Source organism: Agrobacterium sp. 6Ca8, from assembly GCF_055382765.1.
This window is the reverse complement of the sequence record NZ_AP026434.1, coordinates 1,414,082-1,436,419: the sequence shown is the minus strand read 5'-3', so window position 1 is coordinate 1,436,419 and position 22,338 is coordinate 1,414,082. Positions and strand designations below refer to the sequence as shown.

The window sequence follows — 22,338 nt, the reverse complement described above, 5'->3', positions numbered from 1 at the left end:
GCTAGTCTCTCCCGTGGCTGTCGAGGCGCGGCAGCGCCAGTTCGGTTTCGGGGTCGAAGACATGTACCCTTTCGCGCGCCGGCATGATGTTCAGAATTGAGCCTGAAGCGGGTGCGAAGTGGCCAGCCTGGTGCACTATGATCTGCTCTTTCTGGCCCTGAAGATTGCCGTAGAGATAGGTCTCGGTGCCGAGGCTTTCGTGGTACTGCACCTCGAAGGGCAGGCCCTTTTCCTGCGTGATGACAAAATGCGAGGGGCGGATGCCCGCCAGAACTGCCTGTCCGGGGGTAGCCACGGCGGGATCGACGAGGCAGGGCAGGGACACGCCGTATCCGGTGTCGATTGCGAAACCGCCGTCGCTGCCAGCGACGAATGTGCCCTTCAGCATGTTCATGCGCGGTGAACCGAGGAAGCCGGCGACGAAGAGGTTGCGCGGATTGTCGAAAAGCTCGAGCGGGCTGCCAACCTGTTCGATGCGGCCTGCACGCAGCACCACGATCTTGTCGGCCATGGTCATGGCTTCCACCTGATCGTGGGTCACATAGATCATCGTCGTCTTGATATCGCGATGCAGCCTTGTGATTTCGGCGCGGGTCTGCACCCGCAGCGCCGCATCGAGGTTCGACAGCGGCTCGTCAAACAGGAAAATGTCAGGCTCGCGCACGATGGCGCGGCCGATGGCGACGCGCTGGCGCTGGCCGCCGGAAAGCTGTTTCGGCTTGCGGTCGAGATAGGGTTCGATAGCCAGCATGCGTGCCGCCTCGTTGATGCGGCTTTCGATTTCCGCCCGCTTGAAACGCAGGTTTTCAAGGCCGAAGGCGAGGTTCTTGCGCACACTCATATGTGGATAGAGCGCATAGGACTGGAAGACCATGGCGATCTTGCGCTCGGCCGGCGAGAGCGCGCTGACATCGCGTCCGCCAATGCCGATGGTGCCTGACGTCACATCCTCAAGGCCGGCGATGATGCGCAGCAGCGTGGATTTTCCGCAGCCGGAAGGACCGACGAAAACGACGAATTCCCCGTTCTCGATCTGAAGATCGATATCATGCAGGACATGAACGGCACCGAATGCCTTGTTGAGGTTTTCCAGCTTTAGACTTCCCATTACCTGCTCCCTTCGGGCAAGGTCGTCTCTGCGACGATCTCTTTTGCATTCCAGCCCTCGGGTAAGGGCATCGTTCTTCCAATGGCAACGTCGCGCGCAGAAAATCCGTGAACGCCGGACAGATAGACCGCAGGCATGCCGCCGGGGTAATCTTCAAGTCCGACGATCCTGCCGTCGGCGCTGCGTGTCCAGGCATTGGCGCGGCCGGCAGCTTCCGGGCTTGGTGCAATGTCCGCATTGGTCGGGCGAAGATCATATTGCAGGCCGGTGCCGAGTTGGCCGGGCTGCTGCGACAGTGAAATGCGCGCGAGCGTGACATTGTGGATGCCGGCGCTCGAGGTGGCGACGAGGTTTATCGCCCCTTCCATCGAACCGCTCAGGTCTTCCACCACAAGGTTTTCAACCTTACCGGCCTGACGTTCCGGCCGGCGGTCTACCACGGTGACAGTCACGGCTTCGCCCGATCCCCAGAAACCGCCCGGTGTTTCGTGGCACTCCGCCTCGATCCGCGAAAAGCGGATGTTGCGCATGGCGCCGCCATCGCGGGAGAAAAGGCCGATGCCGCGATTGGATGCGATGACTTTGCAGTCCTCGAACGCCACATCGGTGAAATCGCCGAAGGATTCCGTGCCGAGCTTCAAGGCGCAGCTCATGCTTGAGACAGTGCAGCGGCGAACCGTGATATCAGCGCAGGCGCCAACAGCCTTGCCATCCGGTCCGGCGCTGGTCTTCAGGCAGATACCGTCATCGGCGGTGGAGATGGAGCAATCCTCGATCAGTGCGCGCCGGCAGGCATCCAGCACGATGCCGTCGGTGTTGGGCAGGCGGCGATCGTTTTCGACACGGATGTTGCGGAAACTCAGATCTTCGCAATCGACCATGTGCAGGGTCCACATCGGCGAACCGATGACGACGAGGTTTTCAAGGCGAACGTCGCGGCAGGATTCCAGAACCATGACACGCGGCCTCTTTTTCGCGGGCACATAGGTTCCCATGGCTTCGTCGTCACCGATGATGAAGTTCTCACCGCCAGCCTCGATACGGCCGGGGCCGGTGACGGCGATGTTGCTCGCGCCCTTTGCGACGATCATGCCGCGATCGGAATCCTCGGCGATGACAGAAACGGACGTATGGGCATAGGCGTCGTAGTCGGAAATCGGCGCGAGCACAGCGTCTTGTGCAAGGTGAAGTTCCACGTCGCTTCTAAGATGAAGGCCGCCGCTGACATGCCGTCCGGCCAAGAGCGACACGACGCCGCCGCCTGCAGCCGATGCTGTATCTATTGCCTGCTGGATATCGGCAGTGGCGTCACGGCCCTCGGCGGCTATGGTGATATTGGTGTGAGCACTCATGATGCCTGCGGCCTCTTCAGAAAGACGTCGATCAGCAGCAGCATCGTCAGCGCCTGCCCATAGGGTGTCGGCAAATTGGGAATGCGGCGGTAGAAATCGAGGTCGTGGCCCATGGGCGTTCCGTCCGACACACCGTGCACGACGCCTTCATCATCGATATTGCCCAGCACCGCCTTCAGCGCCCGCTCGGCATGGGCGCGGTTTTCTTCGCCGAGAATACCTGCCTCGATGCCGCGCAGAATGCCATAGGCGATGCCAGCGGTTGCCGACGTCTCGACCGGCGAAGTCGGATCGTCGAGGAGCGTGTGGAACATGCCATCCTCGCGCTGATACTGGCGCAGCGAACGCACCTGGCTTGCAAGCAAATTGGCGAGGAAACGTTTGTCCTTTTCGGCAAGCGTCGGCACCAGTTCGAAGAGTTCGGGGATTGCAACGGTGATCCAGGAATTGCCGCGTGCCCAGAAGGCATGCGCAAAATTGTGGCGTCCGATGAAGGTCCAGCCGTGATACCACAGCCCGGTCACGGGGTCTGACAGGTAACGCGCATGGATCATGAACTGGTAGACTGCCTCATCGATCCAGTCCTGACGTTTGCAGACCACACCGGCGCGGGCAAGGAACAGACAAGCCATGAACAGCGTGTCGTCCCAGAGTTCACCCTCGTTAAGCCGTTCCTTGACCACGTGCTGGAAGCCGCCATCTTCGGTTTTCGGCAATTTGTGCACAAGCCAGTCGGCCCAGTCTTCCACCAGCGCCCGGAAATCCGGCCGGTCGACATGTTCCGTGAGGATGACGAGCGGCAGCATTGGCGCGGAACTGTTGATCTGGCGTGGCGGCAGGCCACGATCGATCTGCCAGCCGTACCAGGTCACGAGATCGTCCAGAGCTTTCTGGTCGTTCGCGGCAAGCGCCCGGCGCAGGAAGCCATAAAGCCCAACGCCCACTTCCCAATCCCATTCATCGAACTGGATCTTGCCGTCGGAACTACCGCTTGCCAGGCCTTCCTGTATGCCCTTGAGGCGGCTGAAGGCGGCGGCGACGCTGTCGATCGTCGCTCTGAGAGTGTCTTTCTCGATGCTTTGCTGGTTCATCTGGTCATTCCGCTTAGGAGTAAAATGGCTGTGCCACGCCGTTGCCTGCGGCGGTTTTGGCACTGTCGAAGGTGATCTGTGGCTGTGGCTGCTCGTGGTCGAAGGCCATGGCTTGCCCGCCGATGGTGAAGGTGCCCTCCCAGTTGAGGGAGAGTTCGGGGCCACCGGGCGGTGTGACAGACAGCAGGCGCCTGTCGGCGTCGAACATGACCTGCGTGGCGAGAATTCTTTCGCGGAAGTGCGCGAATGCGTTCGTATCTCCGCAGCCGATAATGCCGATCCAGCCAGCGCGGCGGCCAGGTGATCTGATCTCGCGGTCGGCGGTGGCGCCTGCTGTTACAGGTTGAAGCCCATTGGTCGCATAAAGTGCTGCAAAGCCGCGGCCCGCGCGGGTGATGAGCCAGTTACCCTTCGTCACCACCTCGTCCAGCCCGTCGCGACCGAGATAGGCATGGGTCCAATCATTGCGGTGATCATCCGTATCGAAGATCATCATGGCGATATCCCGGTGCTGCGCCACGCGCGGCAGGATGCCGCTGCCGGCCCAATAAGAGGGGCGCTGTGTGCCCCACGGATCATCTTCGCCGGGATGGTTGACCCACAGCCGCGCCATCGGATGGCCGGCAAGCTTGATGTCCATGACGTGCTGCTGGTGGCCCTTGCGACCTGTCTTGTGGTCCACCACAGTGGAAAGCTGGGCTGCTTCGTTCTTGAAAAGCACGAGTTTGCCCGGCTCCAGTCCCTGCGCATAACGCGCCTCGACCATGCGGCCGCCTGTCAGTTGCGACAGGGCGGCAAGATGCGGAGGCGGCAGGTAATCTCCACAGCAGAACATCGGCAGTGAGGCGACGCCATTGTTGAGCCAGCCCTGACCGAAGGCAACTTGCGCAAAAGGTGCCAGTTCCGTCAGTGGCCCGGCGCGCAGCTCCTTGTCATAGGCTCTGCCCTGGGAACCGGAGGGAACGCCACCAAGCGTGTGCAGAGCGATCATTTCGAAAATAAGATCGAGCTGGTGGCGGGCGCGGGCGGCAAGTTCCGGTTCGGCCCAATGTTCGATGGCGAGAAGGCCGATGAAATCCACCGGATAATAGGCGGCCGAATTCCATTCGGCGAGACCGTGCGCCTCGACGCTGCCGAACCAGCGTTGCAGCCGGTCTGCGGCCAGCGCCGCCTGCTCCCTGCCGGTGCGCCCGGAGGCGCTGAAGATGGCGTCCGGCAGATAGTCTCCCGCGAGCAGCTGGCTGGTATGGAAGCACAGAACGTGGTTCTCGCTCCAGAACCACATGACGTCGTTGCCGGGTTCGTCCACCCAGTAGCGATAGGAGAGAATAGAAGAGTTGATCCGCTCAAGCATCTGAGGGGGAAGCCGGTCACCATAGGCGCGCACCAGCCAGAGAAGTGGCACCAGCACGAAATCGGAGCAATCCTCGCGCCGGTCGATGGACCGCAGCGTTGCGTCGACGATGCCGGAAATCGTCTTCATGTCACCGCTGCCGGTAGCGACCATGGCCAGCGCACGGCCGATGCGCCATGCACCAAAGCGGGCGCTGAAGGACAATGCCGCTTTCTTTCGCTCGGCAATATCGGTGGCGGCCGGTTGTGGCGCCATATCGCCCATGAAGGCCGCGTCGATGACGCGCGTTACCGTTCCGGCACCTGAACCGATGGTGATCCTGACGCCATGATATCCGTCCGAAATGCCTGCCGTCTCGGGGATCGTCAGGGTCGATTGCCCGGCTTTCAGCACGGTATCGACCTCGGCAAGGGCGGCGCGCTCGTGGCCGTGGCTTTTCACCGCAATGTGGACGGGAAGGTCGCTGGCAGGTGCTGCGCCGAAAACCAGCTCGAGGGCCGCGCCGGAAAAAACGTCGCGTGCGGGGCGAACATCGCGCACCAGTGCGGCAAGACGTTTCGTTTCTTCCCGGTCGAGCGGCACCGGCAGCACGACGGTGAGCGGCGTGGCGTCCGTAACCTCAAGCTCGAAGAACCAGATGATGTCACGTTCCGCCAGATCTTCGCAAAGCAGCAGCACTTCGTTATCGCCGGCCGCAAGTTCGAGCGTTATATCGCGGCTGCTTTCGACATTGCGGATAAAGGGCTCAAAGCGGACCTGCTCCACGCCGCCCACCCAGATGCGCACGCCGCCGCAGGTGCGCAGCCGGAAATGCGCCTGTCTTGTGGTGTCGCTGCGGAACGTGCCCTTCAGCCAGCGCTGCACATGGGTCGGAACGTGCCAGAAACCGGTGAATTCAACGCGTCGGTTAGAACCCGGCAGGTTGAGGTGCGAAACCGTAAAGTTGGAGTCGGGCGCGATGTCGCGGCCGATCATCGTCTGTTGAAAGGCCTTGCGGCAGGGAAGGTCGCCAACATCCACAAAGCCGTTGATGAAGCGATAATTGACCCGGTCTTCCGCCGGTGCCGCAATTCCCGGAAATGAAGTTTCCACCAGATCCGAGACGATCCAGGCGGTAACCGTTTCGCCTGGCGGCACGGTATATGTGGGCTGCGACATGCCCGTCGCCAATGGTCCATCCGTCATAATGGATCGCCTCCCGTCGATCTTTATGAAATTATTTTCACAAATCTATTTTCGCTTTGTTGCGGCGATTTGTGCGATTTAGCCGAAACAAACAGCTTGACGTTTATTCTGTCAAGTCGCAAAACAAGCGAAATCGAATTAAGACGAGGAGCTTCAATTCGATTTGTGAAAAGTTTTTCATTGGGAGGATGAGCATGCTGAAACTGTTTTCGGGCGTTAGCGCCCTCGTATTGGCCTCTATCGCCGGCCTTTCGGTCGCAGAGGCCGAGACAAGAACGATCACGTTCCTTTTTACGGATGACGACCAGGGTTATGTGCAGCGCATGTCTGAACTCAGCAAGGAGTTCGAGGCGGCCAATCCGGGCGTGAAGATCAACTTCGTGTCTTCCGGTTATGATGCCGTTTCCAAGCAGCTGCCGGTACAGCTTGCGGTGGGCGAGGGGCCGGATGTTGCCAAGATCACCGACTGGCAGCTCGCTTCCTACTATCTCGACATGCGCCCCTACATGAAGGATGCGGATGGCTTCGCCAAACTGCACGGCTCGAGCCTTGCCCAGCTTCGTCTGCCTGGTGTCAACGATCCGCAGTCGATCAACGGCTACATGGCCTCGCAGACGCTGAACCTGCCCTTCGTCAACAAGACGCTGTTCGAGCAGGCGGGTGAACCCTTGCCCGGCCCGACCGCGAAATTGAGCGAGATTGTCGAGGCGTCCGCGCGCGTTGCCAAGTCGACCGGCGTGCAGATTCCCTTCACCATGGACCGCTCCGGCCACCGCTTCTCCGGCGGCGCCTTCGCTTATGGTTCGACCTATGTGAAGGACGGCAAGTTCAGCTTCCCCGACGACGCGGCGAAAAAATACATCTCCGACATCTATTCATGGACGCAGAACGGCAGCTTCCCAAAGGAAATGTGGGGTGCTGCGGGTGGCTCGCAATACAAGAACATGGGCGATGAATTCGTCAACGGCAATGTCGTGACCTATCTGGCCGGCAACTGGATGGTCAATCCATTCCAGAACAAGATCGGTGACAGCTTCGAATGGACCGCGATCAACGCCCCCTGCGGCGATGCCGGTTGCTATGCCATGCCCGGCGGCACGGCGATTGTCGGCTTCAAGCGCACCAAATATCCCGAAGACGTCGCCCATTTCGTCGAATTTCTCGGCTCTGAAAAGGTGCAGCGGGAAATCGCCGAAAATTACGTGATCCTGACGGGCGCCGAAATCGTCGATCCGCAATACAAACTGAAGAGCGAAAACGCCAAGGCGGCGATGAAGGTCTTCCTGGACAACAAGAAGAATGTGCCGCAGGCCGCCCGCGAATTCGAGCACGCCAAGGGTGGCACTGCCATGTATCAGCAGATCGTCCAGCGCATGAGCCAGCTCATCGTTGGCGAACTGACGCTCGACCAGACCTACAAGGTCCTGGAAGACGATGTCGCCAAGATCAATGAGGCCGTTGCGGTCAAGAAATGATGAGCGCCCGTTCTTTCATCACGAAATAGCGATGCTCTCGATCTGCCCGGAGTTATGCTCCGGGCATACGTCGCCGCTTGTTCGTCGGCTGTTGTGGCATATGCGATCTGACTTAATCAGCAAGTCGAAAAAAAACTGCAATACGCCCGGCATAAAAGCTGACGGCGAGGCGCGCCGGAAGCTGCGTGCGCGCTTCGTCACGCGTCATCCGCTGAAATCATAGGATTCGTCATGGCTAAACTGAAGATGTCGTCTTTTCCGTTCGTGCGGTCGGCCTTGCTTGCCTCCGTCGCATTGCTGGTTCTTGTCCCGAACGCACGGGCATTCGAGCGCACTCAACCCGCAGGTCAGGGTTATGCCATTACGGTACCCGAACCCGCAGCAAGATATCCGCTGCCGCTTTCCGATACCTATCGCAACCAGACTGGCAAGAATGCCAGGGGCGAAGACGTCCGTGCCTATGACGACCGCGACAATCCCGTCATCGAAATCCTCTCGGGTTTTAATCGCATCTGGACGCTGGGCGATGAAAAATGGGCGGCTGGCGGCGCCAATGGCGACGGTCCGAGCGATTTCAGCCATGTGAAGGCCGTCAATCCCGCTGTCTGGCAGGAAAACATGCGTTACGTGCTTTCCGTAACCGGTGAGAACCGCACCCCCGCCGCGGCCTTGAACGCCTATATGAAAGACCGCCGCTCGCAGGGTTACAGCATGATCGACGGCATGGGGCCGCTTGCTCCGTGGTATCGCGAAGGCGCGGGCGCGACGACGACCATCAACCACACCCTGGCGGATTTCGATCCGAACGAGGTCATCACGCGCAAGGAAGAGGACAAGGGCACCGAGGCTGGAGCGGCCGATTCCGAGCTGAAGGATGTCGTGGCCCTCATGAAGGTAATGCGTGGCCCGGAAGGCACGACGTCGCCAGCGAAATATTTCTATTCCACGCCGCGCCCATGGCGCATGAATGCCAAGGGCGAGGTGATAGAGACAGGCACCGAGACCATCGGCGACCGCAAGTTTGAAACTTACGAAACCGATCCCGGCGTCATTGTGCCCGCGCTCAAATATGCGCGCGAGAACCGTGGACGCGGCAAGGATGGCGGCTTTCCGAGCGGTCACACCAATGCCGCCTATCTCGCCGCCATCACTTATGCTTACGTTTTGCCGGAGCGGTTTTCCGAATTGCTGACTGCCGCTTCCGAGCTCGGCGAAAGCCGTATCGTTGCAGGGATGCATTCGCCAGTCGACGTGATCGGCGGCCGCATTACGGCCACCGCTATAGCCGCCGCTATTCTGCAGTATCCGAAAAACGCCGATCTCAAGAAGGCCGCGCATGATGAATTGCAGGCCTATTTTGCCAAACGCTTACCAGCGGGACAGTCCCTGATCGATTTTGCCCATAGCGCGAAACCGGATGTAGACCCTTTTGCCGATGCGGCGACCAACGAGGCTGATTATCGCCGGCGTATGACCATGTCCTTCAGCCGCGACAAAACCGTTGGCGATGCGCCCATGGTGGTGCCGAAGGGTGCCGAGGTCCTGCTGGAGACACGCCTGCCTTATCTCGATGCCGCGCAACGCCGCGCCGTCCTGTTCTCCACTGGTATCGAGGCCGGTTATCCGCTGCTTGACGACAGCAATGGCTGGGGCCGGATCAATCTGGTGGCCGCCGCTGCCGGTTATGGTGCCTTTAACGGCGATGTCGACGTGACGATGGATGCTGCAGCCGGCGGGTTCAATGCGGCTGACCGCTGGACGAACGATATTGTCGGGGCAGGGCGTCTCGTCAAATCCGGCAGTGGCGCGCTCACGCTCACCGGCGCCAACAGCTATAGCGGCGGCACCGTCTTGCAGGACGGAACGCTTGTGGCATCCTCCGCCAATGCGCTTGGTACAGGTGGCGTGCTTGTCTCCGGCGGAACGCTTTTGCTGAACGGCGACAGTGACATCGTCATTGGCGGCGATTACGCCCAGACGGGCGGCACGCTGGCGCTAGATCCGCAAAAGGCTCCGCTGCGGGTCAAGGGCAACGCGACGCTTGATGGTGCAACCCTGCGGCTCGCCTTCGATGGCGCCGCACCCGCTGCCGGCAAGCGCTTCAACGTCATCGCCGCAGACGGCCTGACTGGCACCTTCGCTGCGATCGACGCGGGCAATGTGAAGGTGCGGCCGGTTTATACTGGCTCGTCGCTGTCCGTGGTGGTCGAATAGGCTGCGAGGCCAAGGTTTCGCGGGCGCGGTTTAATCGCCGCGCCCGGCCGACCCTGGTTACAGGAAATAACGGATCCTGAGCGGCAGCAATGTGGCGCCGAGTGCCGAGGAATCGCCTTCTGTCTCGCTGAGCACCAGTTTTGCTTCCTGCGGGCCGATGCCGTAACGGTGTTCGCGTTGCGAGGGCATGTGTACACGTTCGATCATCATCCGGCCGAGTGCGCGCGGCAATTGTCCACCAAAGACGATCGCCTGTGGATCGAGTACCGCAATCAGGCTCGCCACCAGCCGGTCCACCTGCGGCATGGTCCGCTCAAGCCATTCCTCGACGCCCGGCCAGGCAGGGTCAAAATGCTGATAGAGCGCTTCGATCGAATCTATCTCGCTCCCGTGTTTCTGCAGCGTCGCGATCAGATATTGCAGCGCCGGCCGCCTGTCGGCTTCATCCGGGTTGAAGATGCCGCTGAATTCACCGGCATTGCCGTGAAAACCGTAGAATGGCTGACCTCCCAGAATGAGACCGCCGCCGAAACCATAGTTGAAGGATAGATAGGCGAAGGTCTGGCACCACAGTCCCACACCGCGAAGGCTTTCGCCGATCGCGCCGGTGGTTGCGTTGTTTTCCAGCCAGACCGGTAGATGGAATTTCTCTTCAAGGATCGGTTTCAGGTCCATCAGCGACCAGTCGCGCAATGGTTCCGGCGCGTTGAACGCCCGATCTTCCGACACGAAAAATCCCGACATGGAAAAGCCGAGGCCGAGCAGGCGTTCGCGCGGGATGCCGTGGTCCGCCAGCAACCGTTCCAGAGCGAGCGACAGTGCGGCAAGCGTCATTTCGCGATCGCTGGGAAGCATCCGCAATTTTTCTTCGACAACCACCATGCAGCGGAAATCGGCAATGCAGATCACCACGGAGTCAGTGTTGATGGAAATTCCGAGCGAATAGGCCGCCTCAGGCACCAGTTCAATGGTCGGGCTCGGCTGGCCACGCGTTCCTTTAAGCGGTGCGCCGGTACGCAAAAGGCCGCGTTCCAGCAGGCCTTCGATCAACCGATGCACGGATTGCTGCGTCAGGTTCGTGTGACCGGTGATTGTTGCACGGGCAATGGGGCCGTGGCGGCGCACGATATCGAGAATGAGGCGCTCATTCTCGCTGGCAAGCGGCTGGCGGTCGAAGGTCTGGCGCGGTGTCTTATCTGTTGTCATGGCCTTGGATAGCGGCTGCACAAGGCCTTCGCAACTCGGGCCGCGCACCGGGGACGGCATTTTTCACTGGACTGTCACAAATAATACACTTAGAGTGTAGTAATAAGAAGCCGGTCAATAAAGGATCCCCAGGAGGAACCATTCAATGAGCATTAAATTTATTGCGGTCGCCGCGCTTGCGCTGGCGACGACGGTAGCGCCTTGCCTTGCGGCGGATACCAACATGAAGAACCTCGACTTCGATCTGTCGAAGGTCACGCGCGAAAATTTCTATGACATCGTCGTTCCCGCTGCCAAAGCGGAAGGCACGGTGACGATGTACAATTTCGCCGGCAGTTTCGCGGATACGTGGAAAGAACTGATCACCCGGTTCGAGGCCAAATATGGCATCAAGGTTACCTATAGCGACGTGAAGGGAGATCAGGCGAACCAGCAGCTCATCGCCGTGCAGGCGGCTGGGCAGGATTCACCCGTCGACGCCTATTTCGCTGGCGGCGGCGGCTATCCGCTTTTGTCTTCCAAGGGCGTCGTCGGCAATATTCCGCTGACGAAGATCTTGCCCAACATGGCCAATTACAATCCGGAACTGGCCGAGACCGTTTTCGGCAAAGCGCATGGCGGCAGTTTCCCTCTTGTGCATCTCAACCAGACCGCACTCGGCTACGATTCCGCCTTCGTGAAAGCCGAAGACGTGCCGAAGAGCTTCGACGATCTTCTCGTCTGGGCTGAAAAGAACCCGAAGCGCCTTGGCGTCACCCTGCCAGCCAAGGGCGGCTCCGGCGGCGGCTTCATCTATTCGGTGGCGCTGAATTATCTCACCGGCGACTGCCGCAAGCAGCTTACCGACTATAATCAGACGCTGCAGCAGGCCGAAGACTGGGCAATGACGTCCGAGTGCCTTACGCCGGTCTGGGATTATTACCGTCGTCTTCTTGCCGTGGCTGAACTGACAAACGGCAACGCCGACACGCTCAACCTGATCAATAACCAGCAGCTCTACATTGGCACCGTCTGGGAAGATCAGGTCATGAGCTTCCTCGGCACCAAGCAGCTGCCGGAAAGCTTCCGCGTCACGCTGCTGGAAAAAGGCCAGGTCGGCTCGGGCGATGCCATTTTCGTGCCGGCAAATGCCAAGAACGTCGCGTCCGCACTCCTTCTCATTGATATGGCGATGAGCAAGGAGTTCCAGCTCTGGAAGCTGGAGAACAAGGCTTCGCGCTCTCCGCGGGCGGATGTCACCAACGACCTGATGCCCAAAGCCGTACAGGAGCATGTTCTGCCGCAAAGCGTTTATCCGCGCCTGTCGGTTCCGGCGTTCTGGGACATGTCGACGGCCCTTGCCGAAGCGCTCGATGAAAAAGTGCTCAACCAGTAACACCTGCCCGGATCGACCGGACCGTGGGGCTGGAAACCGCCAAACGGTCCGGGAGCCTTGGTCGAAACCATGAGGGAGCCTCGCCATGAGTGAACTCGAGATCAGCAATATCAGCAAGGATTACGGTTTGAGCCGGGCGCTTCATCCCGTGTCGATCACTGTCGAGCGGGGCGAATTCGTCACCATTCTCGGCCCCTCGGGCTGCGGCAAGTCCACGCTTTTGCGCATCCTCACCGGCATCAGCCAGCCTTCGGGAGGCGAAATCCGGCTGGGCGGCAAGCGCATCGATCAGGCGCCGCCGGAAGCGCGCGACATCGCCATGGTTTTTCAGTCCTATGCGCTTTTCCCGCATATGTCGGTTGCCAAAAACCTTGGCTTCGGCCTGAAGATGAAGAAGGTCCCGAAGGACGAGCGCGCGCGCCGCATCGCCCATGCGCTTGAAATCTGTAATCTTGCCGGTCTGGTGGATCGCATGCCGCGGCAACTGTCCGGCGGGCAGCAGCAGCGCGTGGCGCTGGCGCGCGCCATTGTCATGCAGCCAAGCCTCTTGCTGTTCGACGAGCCGCTCTCGAACCTCGACGCCAAGCTCCGCGACACGCTGCGCCATGAACTGACTGAACTTCACCGCCGGATCGGCGCGACCAGCCTTTATGTGACGCATGATCAGGCCGAGGCCATGGCGATGTCGGACCGGATTGTGGTGATGAATGCCGGCCGCGTCGTCGAAGTGGGAACACCGCTCGAACTTTACCGTGCGCCCAAACACGCCTTTACCGCCGGCTTTCTGGGTCAGACCAACCTTTTGCCGGTTTTGGCTGAGGATAGGCAGGCGCAATTGCCCTGGGGGCAGTCCGTAACGCTGGATGCGACTGCGGCCGGTTTCGCACAGATTTCGGTTCGCCCGGAAAACATCCACATCAGCGCCGACGAGGCGGGTGCCGGCACGGTCTCTGCCGTTTCCTTCATGGGCGCCAATGCGCTCTATACGGTCGAAATCGGCGGCCACCAGATTAAGATCAGCCAGTCCGGTGCGGAAAATCTTATCGATGCGGGACGCAGGGTCGCCTTTCGTTTTCCCGGATCGGTGCATCTGCTCGATGACGGGCAGGCAGGGGAGGCGGCGTGATGCGCGGGGTGCTTCGCGACAGGCGCGCCCAGCTGCTGGTCCTGCTTGCGCCGGGGGTGGGTTATTTGCTGATCTTCTTCGGCGGTCCGCTGCTTTCGGCACTGATCGGCAGCTTCAGGCAGGACGATGGCAGCTTCACGCTGATGTTCTACGAGCGGATCTTCACACGTCCGTCGATGATCCGCGGCCTGACGACTTCCATCTATTACGGTGTCATGCCGGTGATGGTGTCGCTTGCGGCTTCGGTGCCGCTGGCGCTTCTGATCCGCAAGAGCTTTCTCGGCCGCAAGCTGTTCAGCGGCCTTTACAAGCTGCCGATGGCGGTGCCCGGCATTATCGTTGGCCTGATGGTGATCGTCGTTTTCGAAAGGGGCGGTTTTCTCGACCGTCTGGTCGCGCCGCTCGGGCTTGAATTGCCCAAACTCGTGCGTGACGACTGGGGCATTGGCGTCATTCTCGCCAGTGTCTGGAAGCAGATACCCTTCATGACGCTGATCATCACCAGTGCCTTTGCCGCCATTCCGGAGGACATCCGTTACGCGTCGCGCACGCTCGGCGCCTCGAGGCTGAAGACCTTTCTGTTCGTCGAAGTTCCGCTCGCGATGCCAGGCATCACCGCCGCCATCCTCCTTACCTTCATCGGCTCCATGGGCTCCTACGCCATTCCCGATATTGTCGGTCCGCCCACTGCCCGGCCGCTTTCGGTTCTCATGGTCACGGAGTTCAATCAGGGGCGGTTCAATCAGGTCTATGCCATGGGCATGGTGCTGAGCCTCTTCGCGGTCTCCGTCCTGCTTCTGTATTACTCCCTGACATCCCGCATCGGCCCCGGCCAAACCCGAGGAGACGCATAATGAGCGCCATTGCCCTCGAACCCGTCACCATGACCCGCCGCCGCACATTCACGCCGGACGACCGGATTTTCGTCTCCGTCGGGCTCTTTACCGCGCTGGCGCTCGCTATCGCCGTGCCTCTGGCGCTGATGTTCCTGTGGAGCATTGCCGATGGATGGACGCCGCCTCTGGTCGTGCCGAAGGATTACACCACCACGCGCTGGGCGAGCATTCTTGGCGATGCAAGCCTCATCCAGGCCGCCGTCAACAGCATCTTCATCGCCATCGTCGTGACTTTCTCGACGGCCGCGATCGCACTGCCGACCGCGTGGGCCATGGCCCGTTTTCCCTTCCGGCTGAAACGGCTGGTGGAGATCTTCATTCTGGCTCCCATCATCATTCCGGGGCTGGTCGTCGCTGTCGGCATCGGCCAAGTGTTTCTTCTTTTCGGTCTCGCTTATTCGGTGACCGGGGTCATCCTTGTGCAGATCGTCGGCACGCTGCCGCTGATGATACGGCTGATGACGGCGACGCTAGAAACCATTCCCGACGACCTGATTCATGCCGCCCGTTCGCTCGGCGCGGGAACGGCCGGCATTGTCATCCACATCATCCTGCCGCTTGCGGTGCCCGGCCTTCTGGCCGGTGGCCTGATGTCCTTCATCGGCAGCTTCGAGGAATTCGACAAGTCCTTCATCGTCGGTGCGCCTGTCGTGCAGACGCTGCCGATCAAGCTCTACATGTATCTCGACCCCTATTCGATGCAGATCCCGCTCGCCTCCATCGTCTCCTTCATCCTGCTTCTTCCCGCACTCGTCGTTTTCATCATCGCCGGCCGCATTCTGCGTGACGACCTGATGGCGGCGGGCATGGGGAAAATCTGATCCGGGCAACCCAACTCCGGTAAACGCAACATCCGAAAGTGAAAAAAATGCCTCAAACCCTTGCAGCCCAACGAAAAGTCTCCAATCCGTGCATTGTTCTTGCCCTCTGCTCGCGCGACAATCCCGCGATCCTCACCATCGCCCATCGTGGGTTCTGGACCGCGACCGCTGAAAATTCGCTGGCTTCGGTTCGCGCAGCGGTCGCTGCCGGTGTGGAGATGATCGAGATCGACACGCAGGCGACGGCCGATGGCCGGCTGGTCGTCATTCACGACGAGACGCTCGACCGCACGACGACGGGGCGGGGGACAGTGAGCGAACTGGCCTTTGATGTCGTCCGTTCCGCACGGCTGAAGGCAGGTGCTGGCGGCGATGCAGCCGATGTGACGGAGGAATGCGTACCGACGCTGGAAGAATTGCTGGAAGAGGCGCGTGGCAAAATCACCGTCAATATCGATACCAAGTTCACCCGTGACCTGCCGCAGGTCATGGAAACCGTACTGCGCCTCGGCGTCGCAGATCAGGTTCTGGTGAAAACCGATATCGATCCTGAAGCCGCGCATTTCGATGTGCTGGATACCGACTGGTTCGGCAAAATCCCGCATATGCCGATGTTTCCGGTGAGAAAGGGCAAGTTTGCCGAGGATCTGCGCCGCATCGAAGCGTTGCGCGCGCCGATGATCGAGGTAAAATTTACCGATATCGCTGATCTGGTCGAAGGCCGCGCCGAAATGGAGCGTCAGAATATCCGCCTCTGGATCAACACGCTCGACGTTTCCCATTGCCTCGATCTCAACGACACGCGCGCACTTTCCGATGCAGAAGGTGTGTGGGGCGCACTGGCGCAGGTCGGCGTCGGTGCAATCCAGACGGATGAAGTTGAGGCCTTCACGGGCTGGCTTAAGGCTGATGCAGGCGAGACGGGCAGGTCATGGACACGATGAACCAGCGCCTCGAGCGTGCAGCCGGCATCATAGAGGAGGCGATGGGGCTTGCCCTTCGCTTTTTCGAAGCGCGCGGCAGCATCGCCACCCGCACCAAGGGTTTTCAGGACTTCGTCTCGGAAGCGGATACCGCGGTTGAAGGGCTGGTGCGCGACCGGCTGGCGGCGGCATTTCCGGGTGAAACCGTTCTCGGCGAGGAGATGGGCGGGATCGCAGATGACGCCTATTGGATCATCGATCCCATCGACGGCACCGCAAACTTCCTGCGCGGCTCACCACTCTGGGGCATCTCGCTGGGCTTCGTGCGCAACGGCGTCCCGGAAATCGGGGTCGTCGCCATGCCAGTCTTCCAGGAGATCTATTCGGCTGCCGAAGGAACAGGGTTGCTGCTGAACGGCAAGCCGCTTGCGCGCGATGTTCCATTTAAGGAAGTGCAGGTGATGTCGCTCGGTGACAGCGCGTCTGCCGATGCCGCAGAGGTGGCGGCGCTCAATGTCGGTTTGAGGCATGCCGGCTGGGTGGTGGAATCCATCCGTTCGACCTCGATTTCACTGGTTTTTGCGGCGCGCGGCATCTTCGATGGCCATCTGCAAAAACTGACGACCATGTGGGACATCGCCGGTGGCGTTGTTCTGGCAAAAGAGGCGGGTCTTGACGTGCGGATTGGAACGCGCGGCGAAACCGGCATTCCCTGGGTTGCCGCCGCAACGCCTGAATTGATGGCCGTGACGGAGACGCTCTGGCCGGAGATCGCGGAATTGGTCCCGGCCGAACTTGCCTGAAATTCCCATAAAAACCGGTACCGGGTGAGAGATCCAGACACCCGGCGCCTTCCACCGGCAACTGGACCGAAAAGCCTCTGACGACTGGCGGTTAAGCCCAACCCTTCAACGCCCGGCCGGAATAATAGCTGGGCGTTGTGGCGCGGTAGATCGGTATGCTGGCGGCACCGAGATGGGGCAGGTCGCTCATCATCGATTTGCGTATTTCAGGTGGCTCGACGAAAAAGTCTTCGCCGAGCATTTCCAGCGAGCCGATGCGCTGCACGATGTGTTCAAGAACCCAGTCAGGTAGCGATCCGCCAAAAATGATGGCGCCGGGATCCATCGTCCGGGCAACCGTCAGCGCCAGCAGACGAAGCTGGTCGGTCGCCCTTTCCAGCCAGGCAACCACGGCGGGGTGGTCGCAATAGCTTTCATCAATATCTTTCAAACGCCGGATGCCCACTCCGTGGGCGGCCAGCGTGTCGCAAAGGTCCTGTCCAGAGGGACGTGGATGGGATTTGGGAAACAGGCCGCCAAACTCACCGGCATTGCCGTTCGTGCCGCGATAGAGATGGCGCTGAACCACAACGGCGCCGCCTATGCCGTATGTCAGCCAGATCATCGCAAAATTGCGGATGCTTCGACCCGCTCCGTAATACAGCTCCGAGAGGATGACGGTATTGCCGTCATTTTCGTGAAAGACCGGGAAATCGAAATAGGGCTGGAAGTCCTTGTCCACGTCGATGTCGCGCCAGCTCTCGAACTGCTTGATGCGAAAGACATGGCCTCGATCACGTTTGAAGTGGCCTGGAAAGCTGATGCCGCACCCTAGCACATCCTTCTTTTTGATCTTGGCCTTTTCAACCACCTGTCGGGCGGCCGTCTCGGCCATCTCCATGATATGCTCGAAACTGTGTCCCTCAAGCTCGGACCTGATTTCCTGCCTGATCGTGCCGTTGAGATCGGCCAGGCAGACACGCAGATCGTCCGGGTTGAAATAGACCCCGAGCGTGAAAAGTCCGTTCGGATTGATCTCGATGGCAGTGGATGGCTTCCCCCGTTTGCCGTCGCTGCGCGCTTCCTCGGCTTCCAGGATCAGGCCGGATTCCAGAAGATTGGCCGTCAGGCGGGTGAGGGTCGGTGCGGAGACATCCATTTCGCGCGCCAGTTCGATGCGCGACATGCCTCCCTTGCCGCGCAGGATTTCGAGCAGACGCCGTTCATTGTAGCCGAGGTCGATCAACCAGGTCTCCCACGAGAAGTTAAGTCGGATGATTAGCGCAATTTCAGGGGCTGTGCACCTTGTTTTCCGGAACGTCCTGACTTTTCAGGTTCGAAGATTAAGCGCGGCTGTCTTCAAATGTTGAGTTATTTCAGACGGATATTGGATTTTTGTATTCAAGATAAATTGCAGCTTGACTAATTAATTTACGTAAAGAAAATAAATAACAGACGGCGGGTAGCGACACGCAAAATCAATAAGAAATTATGTCGTACTGCCTTGCCAGTCAGGGAACAAAAAAACGGAGCACCCTTTATGCGTCAATCATGCACTATTTTCGCGCGCCTTGTTGCTGGCGCAACTTTCCTTGCCAGTGCGGCTTTCGCCCATGCCGAAGGTACCGTCGTGGTCTATTCGGCAGCGCCGCAGCAGCTCATGGATGAGTTGCTGCCCATGTTTGAAAAGAAGACCGGCACCAAGGTCGAGCTTGTCAAAGCCGGTTCCGGCGAGCTGATGAACCGCATCAAGGCGGAAAGCGGCAAGGCGGCTGGCGACGTGATCTGGAGTGTTGATGGCACCGTCATCGACTTTTCCGCCGACCTCTTCGAACCTTACAAGCCTGTCGAGGCAGCATCGATCAACCCTGTCTTTTCGCCGAGCACCAACTGGGTTCCTTTTACCGCAGTCGTTACGGCCTTCATCGTCAACAAGGAAGCGCTGAAAGGCGCGCCGGTTCCGACATCCTGGGCCGATCTTGCCAAGCCTGAATATAAGGGTCTGATTTCCTCGGCCCGTGCCGATCAGTCCGGCTCCGCCTATATCCAGATGGCGACGGTTTTGCAGGATTTCGATAGTGAAGAGAAGGGCTGGGAGGTCTATACCGGCATTCTCGGCAACTCCGTTCTTTCTACCTCTTCAGGCGCTGTTCCGCGTTTCGTCAATGATGGCGAGCAGGCGGTAGGTATCACGCTCGAAGACGCCGCCCTGCGCTACAAGCTTGGCAGCGCCCCGGTAGAGATCGTTTATCCGAAAGAAGGCACGGCAATCGCGCCTGACGGCATGGCGCTCGTCAAGGGTGCGCCGAACGCCGAAAACGGCAAGGCCTTCATCGATTTCATCGTCTCCAAGGAAGCGCAGGAAGTCGTGGTGAAAGCCGGTCGTCGCTCTGTCAGAACCGATGTTCCTGCAAATTCGGCGCTCGTTCCGCTGTCCGATGTTCCGGATGCGAAATACGACTTCAAGTGGGCTGCGGACAACCGCTCGCGTCTGATGGAAAAGTGGAACGAGATCCTGCTCGACGTCCAGTAAGAACATTGCCGGGGGCGGTGCGTCAGGCAGCCGTCCCCTGCTTACCTCTTTCACAACAGCATTTTCGTTCCGTCCACCGTGGTCGTGTGCCGCGCAGGATATGTCATGGAGCAGCACATGGCCGCCGTAGAAATTACCAGCATCAAGAAAAGTTACCGGGATGTCGTTGCCCTCTCCGACATCAACATCTCCATCCCCTCCGGATCGTTTTTTACGCTTCTTGGACCCAGCGGTTGTGGCAAGACGACCCTTTTGCGCACGATTGCCGGTTTTCACCAGCAGGATAGCGGCAGCATCAGCATCGAAAGACAGGCGATCGAACATGTGCCCGCCCACAAGCGCGATGTCGGCATGGTCTTTCAGGATTATGCGGTGTTTCCTCATATTTCGGTATTTGACAACATTGCCTTCGGTCTGAAACAGCGCAAGGCGTCTTCAGCCGAGATCCGCGAACGGGTCGGCAAGATTCTCGATGTCGTGCAGCTCGCTCCCTATGCCAAGCGTATGCCTCACGAACTCTCCGGCGGCCAGCAGCAGCGTGTGGGTCTTGCACGCGCACTCGTCATCAACCCGAAAGTGCTGTTGATGGACGAACCGCTGTCCAACCTCGATGCCAAACTTCGCGTGGACCTGCGCCGGGAACTCCGTGAAATCCAGCAGGCCATGAACATCACCACCGTCTATGTCACGCATGATCAGGAAGAGGCGCTTGCCATGTCCGATCTGGTTTGCGTCATGTATGGCGGCGTCATTCAGCAGGCTGCACCTCCCTGGGAAGTCTACAACAATCCCGCCAACCGCTTCGTCGCGTCGTTCGTGGGCGCAAACAACTTCCTGACGCTTGACCGTGCAGGCGGGCAGACATCCATTTCCGGCCACAAGGTCGCATTGCCGCAGGCGGATGCGATTTCCCCGCAGCGGAAGATCGTCGCCGCCATCCGCCCGGAGGCGATTTCTGTCGGTCCTGCCGCGATCGATTGTGACGAGCGCATCGAACTGCCCGTGACCATAAGACTGGTCAGCTTCACGGGGCGTGAGATGAACGTTGCAGCCGTTCTCTCGTCGGGCGAGGAAATCGAGGCGATCACCAAGCCATCGCCTGAGATCATTGCACTGCAGCCCAACCAGAAGACCACTTTCTCCTGGCGCGCGGCCGATGCGAAGCTGTTCGGCGAGGGCGTAACCGGGGAGCGCCTGTCATGACGGATATGACTGCGACTGCAACTCCCGGCGGTTTCCGCCTGCGACTGCCAGGTTTTTGGACAAGCGTGACGGTATTTGCCGTCATCCTGCTGGCGATATTCCTGATCCTGCCAATTTTCAGCGTCTTCTTCATCAGTTTCTTTGATGCCAAAACCGGTGCGTTCGGTCTCAGCAACTATGCGGAAGTGTTCACGCGACGTTTTTACACCGTCGCACTCTGGAATACGCTTCTGATCGGCGTGCTGGGCATGCTGGGCGCCTGCCTTCTCGGTATTCCGCTTGCCTTTTGCACCTCCCGTTATCGCATAAAGGGGCGCACTTTCATTGCCACCTTCGCGGTTCTGGTTCTGTGCGCACCGCCGTTCATTGGTGCTTATGCCTGGATCATGCTGTTCGGTGCCAATGGTGCTGTCACCAATCTCTTGTCCTTCGCCGGCATTTCATTGCCGACGATCTACGGGATCCCGGGCATCGTGATGGTCTTCAGCCTGAAGTTCTTTCCTTACATCTTCCTGATGACGGAGAACGCGCTGAACACCATCAACAAGTCCTATGAGGACGCGGCGGAAAATCTCGGCTGCACGGCGTTCGAGCGTTTCCGCAAGATCACCTTGCCGCTGGTCTTTCCGGCAGTCAGCACCGGCGCGATCATCTGCTTCGTGCTGTCCATCGCCGACTTCGGAACGCCTGCAATCCTCGGCAAGGGCATCAGAACGCTTTCGACAATCGCCTATGCGCAATACACCTCCGAAATGGCCGGTACGCCAACCATGGCGGTGACGATTTCCATGGTGATGATTGCAATTTCGATGGCGGCACTTCTGTTGCAGCGGCACATTCTTGCCAAGCGCCGCTACGCCAGTTCACTGACCAACAGGCCGGTAAAGCAGTCCATGCGCCCGTTGAAGTCGTTCATCGTGCACGGCTTCTGCTATCTGGTCGTCTTCATCGCCATGCTGCCGTCGCTCACGGTCATCTACACCTCGTTCCTCGCAACCAGCGGTCCCGTCTTTACCGGCGGCTTCGGGTTCGACAGCTATGCCCGTATCCTTCGTGATTCACCGCAGGCGATTGCCAACAGTTTCACGTTTGCACTGGCTGCCGTGGTACTGATTGCGATCGTTTCCGGCCTGCTGTCCTTCATCGTGGTGCGACGCGACAATGCGGTCTCCGGCTCGCTCGATCTCCTGCTGATGGTGCCTTACCTCATTCCCGGCGTTGTCATGGCGATCGGCTACGTCACCACGTTCCGCTATCCACCCTTTGACATCACGGGGACGGCGCTCATCATCATCGTCCTGGTGTTTATCCGCCGGCTGCCCTACGGCGTCCGCTCCACGACATCGATCCTCAGGCAGATCAAACCGTCCATCGAGGAGGCTGCGGTCAATCTCGGGGCTTCGCCGGCAAAGACCTTCGTGTCGGTGACGGTGCCGCTGATGCTGCCAGGTCTCATCATCGGTTCGCTGATGAGCTTCATAACGGCTATCAACGAGCTGTCCTCGACGCTGATCCTCTACACGGCACGAACGATCACCATGCCGGTTCTCATCTATGTTCAGGTGATTGACGGCGAGTTTGGCACGGCTGCGGCGCTTTCAACCGTCCTTCTGGTCAGCACCGGACTTTGCGTCTTCATCGTGTTCCGCCTCTCGGAAGACAAAGAAGCCTCTTTCGTCTGAAACCATACCAGC

The 22,338-nt window shown here is 59.5% G+C and carries 17 protein-coding genes; 11 read left to right on the top strand and 6 right to left on the bottom strand.

The features are described 5' to 3' along the window. Position 1: 1 nt before the first annotated feature. Genes ACZ5A6_RS20740 through ACZ5A6_RS20725 form a run of 4 tightly spaced genes read right to left on the bottom strand, consistent with a single transcriptional unit; the run spans position 2 to position 6,090 of the window. Positions 2–1,108: an ABC transporter ATP-binding protein gene (locus tag ACZ5A6_RS20740; protein ID WP_464111370.1), complete on the bottom strand. Its 1,107-nt coding sequence runs from the start codon at positions 1,106–1,108 to the stop codon at positions 2–4. Then, on the bottom strand, positions 1,108–2,460 hold the full coding sequence (pglB, locus tag ACZ5A6_RS20735) for a polygalacturonase PglB (RefSeq protein ID WP_464111369.1): 1,353 nt from the start codon (positions 2,458–2,460) through the stop codon (positions 1,108–1,110). The genes ACZ5A6_RS20740 and pglB overlap by 1 nt, the downstream gene beginning before the upstream one ends. Further along, positions 2,457–3,551: a beta-galactosidase BglB gene (gene bglB / locus ACZ5A6_RS20730; protein ID WP_464111368.1), complete on the bottom strand. Its 1,095-nt coding sequence runs from the start codon at positions 3,549–3,551 to the stop codon at positions 2,457–2,459. Before bglB ends, pglB begins: the two co-directional genes overlap by 4 nt. A gap of 13 nt (positions 3,552–3,564) precedes the next feature. Continuing rightward, a complete protein-coding gene (locus ACZ5A6_RS20725) occupies positions 3,565–6,090 on the bottom strand; it encodes a hypothetical protein (RefSeq protein ID WP_464111367.1) in 2,526 nt (841 codons plus the stop codon). Positions 6,091–6,284: 194 nt separating this feature from the next. Here ACZ5A6_RS20725 and ACZ5A6_RS20720 point away from each other — a divergent pair, with 194 nt between their 5' ends. Continuing rightward, entirely contained in the window at positions 6,285–7,565 is a 1,281-nt protein-coding gene (locus tag ACZ5A6_RS20720; protein WP_111789889.1) for an ABC transporter substrate-binding protein, read from the top strand. 231 nt (positions 7,566–7,796) lie between these two features. Beyond that, positions 7,797–9,779: a phosphatase PAP2 family protein gene (locus ACZ5A6_RS20715; protein ID WP_464111366.1), complete on the top strand. Its 1,983-nt coding sequence runs from the start codon at positions 7,797–7,799 to the stop codon at positions 9,777–9,779. Positions 9,780–9,836: 57 nt separating this feature from the next. On the opposite strand, the gene ACZ5A6_RS20710 is transcribed toward ACZ5A6_RS20715, so the two are convergent. After that, entirely contained in the window at positions 9,837–10,985 is a 1,149-nt protein-coding gene (locus ACZ5A6_RS20710; protein ID WP_464111365.1) for an ROK family protein, read from the bottom strand. A 145-nt stretch (positions 10,986–11,130) separates the two neighbouring features. On the opposite strand from ACZ5A6_RS20710, the gene ACZ5A6_RS20705 reads away from it, so the two are divergent. The 6 genes from ACZ5A6_RS20705 (at position 11,131) to ACZ5A6_RS20680 (ending at position 16,929) form a co-directional block, all read left to right on the top strand. After that, complete coding sequence (locus tag ACZ5A6_RS20705) at positions 11,131–12,360, top strand: extracellular solute-binding protein (protein WP_464111364.1); 1,230 nt, start codon at positions 11,131–11,133, stop codon at positions 12,358–12,360. A gap of 85 nt (positions 12,361–12,445) precedes the next feature. Then, positions 12,446–13,486, top strand: a complete 1,041-nt coding sequence (locus ACZ5A6_RS20700; protein ID WP_464111363.1) for an ABC transporter ATP-binding protein — start codon at positions 12,446–12,448, stop codon at positions 13,484–13,486. After that, the gene (locus tag ACZ5A6_RS20695; protein WP_060642645.1) at positions 13,486–14,340 is read left to right on the top strand and encodes an ABC transporter permease; all 855 of its coding nucleotides are present in this window, start codon (positions 13,486–13,488) and stop codon (positions 14,338–14,340) included. Before ACZ5A6_RS20700 ends, ACZ5A6_RS20695 begins: the two co-directional genes overlap by 1 nt. Continuing rightward, the gene (locus tag ACZ5A6_RS20690) at positions 14,340–15,203 is read left to right on the top strand and encodes an ABC transporter permease (protein WP_149916203.1); all 864 of its coding nucleotides are present in this window, start codon (positions 14,340–14,342) and stop codon (positions 15,201–15,203) included. Before ACZ5A6_RS20695 ends, ACZ5A6_RS20690 begins: the two co-directional genes overlap by 1 nt. Before the next feature lie 47 nt (positions 15,204–15,250). After that, positions 15,251–16,147, top strand: a complete 897-nt coding sequence (locus tag ACZ5A6_RS20685; RefSeq protein ID WP_306623147.1) for a glycerophosphodiester phosphodiesterase family protein — start codon at positions 15,251–15,253, stop codon at positions 16,145–16,147. Continuing rightward, the gene (locus tag ACZ5A6_RS20680; protein ID WP_306623146.1) at positions 16,135–16,929 is read left to right on the top strand and encodes an inositol monophosphatase family protein; all 795 of its coding nucleotides are present in this window, start codon (positions 16,135–16,137) and stop codon (positions 16,927–16,929) included. The genes ACZ5A6_RS20685 and ACZ5A6_RS20680 overlap by 13 nt, the downstream gene beginning before the upstream one ends. Positions 16,930–17,020: 91 nt before the next feature. On the opposite strand, the gene ACZ5A6_RS20675 is transcribed toward ACZ5A6_RS20680, so the two are convergent. Further along, entirely contained in the window at positions 17,021–18,154 is a 1,134-nt protein-coding gene (locus ACZ5A6_RS20675) for an ROK family transcriptional regulator (protein WP_004431088.1), read from the bottom strand. Between the two features lie 294 nt (positions 18,155–18,448). Here ACZ5A6_RS20675 and ACZ5A6_RS20670 point away from each other — a divergent pair, with 294 nt between their 5' ends. The 3 genes from ACZ5A6_RS20670 (at position 18,449) to ACZ5A6_RS20660 (ending at position 22,326) form a co-directional block, all read left to right on the top strand. Next, positions 18,449–19,441, top strand: a complete 993-nt coding sequence (locus tag ACZ5A6_RS20670; RefSeq protein WP_112154184.1) for an ABC transporter substrate-binding protein — start codon at positions 18,449–18,451, stop codon at positions 19,439–19,441. A gap of 117 nt (positions 19,442–19,558) precedes the next feature. Next, positions 19,559–20,644, top strand: coding sequence for an ABC transporter ATP-binding protein (locus tag ACZ5A6_RS20665; protein WP_464111362.1), 1,086 nt, complete (start codon positions 19,559–19,561; stop codon positions 20,642–20,644). Next, positions 20,641–22,326 (top strand): ABC transporter permease, encoded by a 1,686-nt coding sequence (locus ACZ5A6_RS20660; RefSeq protein ID WP_025594992.1) that lies wholly within the window; start codon positions 20,641–20,643, stop codon positions 22,324–22,326. Before ACZ5A6_RS20665 ends, ACZ5A6_RS20660 begins: the two co-directional genes overlap by 4 nt. Positions 22,327–22,338: the final 12 nt, after the last annotated feature.

What these genes read in the sequence shown, in the direction of transcription:
- ACZ5A6_RS20740 (WP_464111370.1), bottom strand. Translation starts at nt 1,108, where the DNA reads ATGGGAAGTCTAAAGCTGGAAAACCTCAACAAGGCATTCGGTGCCGTT.
- ACZ5A6_RS20700 (WP_464111363.1), top strand. Translation starts at nt 12,446, where the DNA reads ATGAGTGAACTCGAGATCAGCAATATCAGCAAGGATTACGGTTTGAGC.
- bglB (WP_464111368.1), bottom strand. Translation starts at nt 3,551, where the DNA reads ATGAACCAGCAAAGCATCGAGAAAGACACTCTCAGAGCGACGATCGAC.
- ACZ5A6_RS20715 (WP_464111366.1), top strand. Translation starts at nt 7,797, where the DNA reads ATGGCTAAACTGAAGATGTCGTCTTTTCCGTTCGTGCGGTCGGCCTTG.
- ACZ5A6_RS20705 (WP_464111364.1), top strand. Translation starts at nt 11,131, where the DNA reads ATGAGCATTAAATTTATTGCGGTCGCCGCGCTTGCGCTGGCGACGACG.
- ACZ5A6_RS20710 (WP_464111365.1), bottom strand. Translation starts at nt 10,985, where the DNA reads ATGACAACAGATAAGACACCGCGCCAGACCTTCGACCGCCAGCCGCTT.
- ACZ5A6_RS20690 (WP_149916203.1), top strand. Translation starts at nt 14,340, where the DNA reads ATGAGCGCCATTGCCCTCGAACCCGTCACCATGACCCGCCGCCGCACA.
- ACZ5A6_RS20660 (WP_025594992.1), top strand. Translation starts at nt 20,641, where the DNA reads ATGACGGATATGACTGCGACTGCAACTCCCGGCGGTTTCCGCCTGCGA.
- ACZ5A6_RS20670 (WP_112154184.1), top strand. Translation starts at nt 18,449, where the DNA reads ATGCGTCAATCATGCACTATTTTCGCGCGCCTTGTTGCTGGCGCAACT.
- ACZ5A6_RS20685 (WP_306623147.1), top strand. Translation starts at nt 15,251, where the DNA reads ATGCCTCAAACCCTTGCAGCCCAACGAAAAGTCTCCAATCCGTGCATT.
- ACZ5A6_RS20725 (WP_464111367.1), bottom strand. Translation starts at nt 6,090, where the DNA reads ATGACGGATGGACCATTGGCGACGGGCATGTCGCAGCCCACATATACC.
- pglB (WP_464111369.1), bottom strand. Translation starts at nt 2,460, where the DNA reads ATGAGTGCTCACACCAATATCACCATAGCCGCCGAGGGCCGTGACGCC.
- ACZ5A6_RS20680 (WP_306623146.1), top strand. Translation starts at nt 16,135, where the DNA reads ATGGACACGATGAACCAGCGCCTCGAGCGTGCAGCCGGCATCATAGAG.
- ACZ5A6_RS20665 (WP_464111362.1), top strand. Translation starts at nt 19,559, where the DNA reads ATGGCCGCCGTAGAAATTACCAGCATCAAGAAAAGTTACCGGGATGTC.
- ACZ5A6_RS20695 (WP_060642645.1), top strand. Translation starts at nt 13,486, where the DNA reads ATGCGCGGGGTGCTTCGCGACAGGCGCGCCCAGCTGCTGGTCCTGCTT.
- ACZ5A6_RS20720 (WP_111789889.1), top strand. Translation starts at nt 6,285, where the DNA reads ATGCTGAAACTGTTTTCGGGCGTTAGCGCCCTCGTATTGGCCTCTATC.